Here is a 2,488-nt window from a genome sequence, read left to right as displayed (position 1 = left end):
ACGCCCAACAGATGCGGACCGACCTTGTCGCGGTCGGTGGCTGCGTCATGGCAGGCCATGCATCGGTTGAAGACCTTCTTGCCCAGGGCAGGATCACCGCCGGCATGGGCTACGAGCGAGCTGGCAAGGAGAAGGATACTGGCGAACGAAGCGTCTCGAAGCATGGCTGACCCCGGGGAGCTCTGGCTGGCTGCGTTATAGTACCGAGGCCTTAAGAAACGCTGCATCGGGCCGGGGTCAAGGCCGCCGACCGTCAGCCCTTGATAAAGCCGATGAAGTCGTCTGGCGCGGCGCGGCCCATCTCTTCCTCCCAGTGGCGGCGGCAGAGCGAGACATAGACGTCCTTGCCGATCGCCACCTGCTCGCCCTGGCGCGCCACCTTGCCATCGGGGCCGAGGCGCACGACCATCGTCGCCTTGCGGCCGCATCGGCAGATGGTGCGCACTTCGCGCAAATCGTCGGCGATGGCCAGCAGCGCGCGCGAGCCGGAAAACAGCTTGCCCTGGAAATCGGTGCGCAGGCCGTAGCACATGACCGGGATGTTCAGCCGGTCGGCGATGCGGGCGAGCTGCCAGACCTGCTCTTCCTCGAGGAACTGCGCCTCGTCGACGAAGACGCAATGCACCGACGTATGCGCGTGATGAGCGGCGACGCGGGCGAACAGATCGTCGCCGTCGCGAAACATCTCGGCTTCCGTCTCCAGGCCTATGCGCGACGAGATCAGGCCTGTATCGCCCTTGCGGTAGTGGCCGGCGACGAACAGCATCGTGCCCATGCCGCGCTCGCGGTAATTGTAAGAGGCCTGCAAGAGCATCGTCGTCTTGCCGGCGTTCATCGTCGCGTAGTGGAAGTAAAGCTTGGCCATGCCGCTCTTTTAAGCCGACTTGGCCTGACACGGGGAGGGGCCAGAGCGGCATTCCCCTGAAAAAGCCGGCTGGCCAGACAAAAGCGCCTGATGTGTCGCTGATTGGCCAGCCCGCGCCGTTGATCGTGATTGTCTTAATGCTTGAAACCACACCAGAATGGTGTTTGGCTGACGAAACAAGGCGGGCATAGAAACCGTAGCTACGCTTCGCCAAAGAATCACAATGGGAGACTGTCTATGTCGCGTATGAACTCTTTCGTCGCCGGCCTCGGCCTGGCGGCTTTTTTGTCAACCAGCGCTGCCTACGCCGGTGATCCGGCAAGCTGCAAGGCGGTGCGCCTTTCCGACGTCGGCTGGACCGACATCCAGGCGACGACCGGCGTCGCCTCCGTGCTGCTGACCGCGCTCGGCTATGAGCCGCAAACGATCCAGCTGTCGGTGCCGGTGACCATGGCGTCGCTGAAGAACAAGGATCTCGACGTGTTCCTCGGCAACTGGATGCCGTCGATGACCAACGACATCAAGGACTATACAGCCGACGGTTCGGTCGAGACGATCAGCACCAACCTGACCGGCGCCGGCTACGGCATCGTCGTGCCGACCTATGTCGCCGACGCCGGCGTCAAATCGCTGACCGATATCGGCAAGTTCAAGGACAAGTTCAACGGCAAGATCTATGGCATCGAGGCCGGCAATGACGGCAACCGCATCATCCTCGACATGATCAAGAACCCGAAGGACAATCTCGAAGGCTTCGAGCTGGTCGAATCCTCGGAAGCCGGCATGCTGACGCAGGCCGAGCAGTCGATGAAGAACAATGAATGGATCGCCTTCCTCGGCTGGACGCCGCATCCGGTGATGGGCGCCATGAAGATCACCTATCTCGACGGCATGGGCGACAGCGGCTTCGGCGCCGCCACCGTCTACACCAATGTGCGCAAGGGCTACACCACCGAATGCCCGAACGCCGGCAAGTTCATCGCCAACCTGAAGTTCAACCTGGACATGGAAGGCGAGATGATGGACGCGATCCTCAAGGGCGGCGACGCCAATACGGTTGCAACCGACTGGCTGAAGAAGCACCCGGATGCCGTTGCCCCGTGGATAGCCGGCGTGACCACCTTCGACGGCGGTGACGCTGCCGCCGCCATCAAGACCGCGCTCGGAAGCTGAGCCGACTGAATTCGGCAAAGCCGAACCAGGAAGGGCAGCCATCTTAGAAAAGGCTGCCCTTTTTCATATCCTGTGACAAGATGACGACGGCCGAGGCCGAGGGGCAGGGCGGTCTCCTGCACGAGAGGGGCGATATGGATCCGATTTCGAAATTCATGGTCGATCACAAGATTCCGATCGGCGCCTGGGGAAAGGCCTTCTTCGGTTTCCTCACCGACAATTTCGACACTGTGTTCAGGGCCTTTTCGAATGGCCTCAATTTCCTGCTCGACGGGCTGGTCGGCATCCTCTTGATGGTGCCGCCGGTGCTGCTGGCGCTGGTCATCGCCGTTGTCGCCTGGCTGCTGCAACGCTCGCGACCGCTTGCCATCGGCGTCTTTCTCGGCCTGATCTTCATCATCAACCAGAACCTTTGGAAGCAGACGGTGCAGACGCTGGTGCTGGTCGTCG

General features: G+C 61.6%; 2 protein-coding genes and 2 pseudogenes. 2 read left to right on the top strand and 2 right to left on the bottom strand.

Translation table 11 applies throughout. The features are described 5' to 3' along the window. Window positions 1-164: pseudogene (locus EN969_RS36785) on the bottom strand (cytochrome c family protein); the annotation flags it as partial. Between the two features lie 89 nt (window positions 165-253). After that, window positions 254-865: a thymidine kinase gene (locus EN969_RS26460; RefSeq protein WP_013529955.1), complete on the bottom strand. Its 612-nt coding sequence runs from the start codon at window positions 863-865 to the stop codon at window positions 254-256. Window positions 866-1,102: 237 nt separating this feature from the next. Between EN969_RS26460 and EN969_RS26455 the strand changes: the two genes are divergently transcribed. Both EN969_RS26455 and EN969_RS26450 read left to right on the top strand, forming a co-directional pair. Next, on the top strand, window positions 1,103-2,038 hold the full coding sequence (locus tag EN969_RS26455; protein WP_013529956.1) for a choline ABC transporter substrate-binding protein: 936 nt from the start codon (window positions 1,103-1,105) through the stop codon (window positions 2,036-2,038). Between the two features lie 134 nt (window positions 2,039-2,172). Continuing rightward, window positions 2,173-2,488, top strand: a pseudogene (locus EN969_RS26450) (choline ABC transporter permease subunit); the annotation flags it as partial.

The organism is Mesorhizobium sp. M7A.F.Ca.CA.003.01.2.1 (assembly GCF_003998945.1).
GTDB lineage: Bacteria > Pseudomonadota > Alphaproteobacteria > Rhizobiales > Rhizobiaceae > Mesorhizobium > Mesorhizobium ciceri.
This window is presented reverse-complemented; position numbering and strand designations above follow the sequence as displayed.

Bases quoted from the DNA above. Each gene is read 5' to 3' on its own strand.
- EN969_RS26455 (WP_013529956.1), top strand. From the start codon at position 1,103: ATGTCGCGTATGAACTCTTTCGTCGCCGGCCTCGGCCTGGCGGCTTTT.
- EN969_RS26460 (WP_013529955.1), bottom strand. From the start codon at position 865: ATGGCCAAGCTTTACTTCCACTACGCGACGATGAACGCCGGCAAGACG.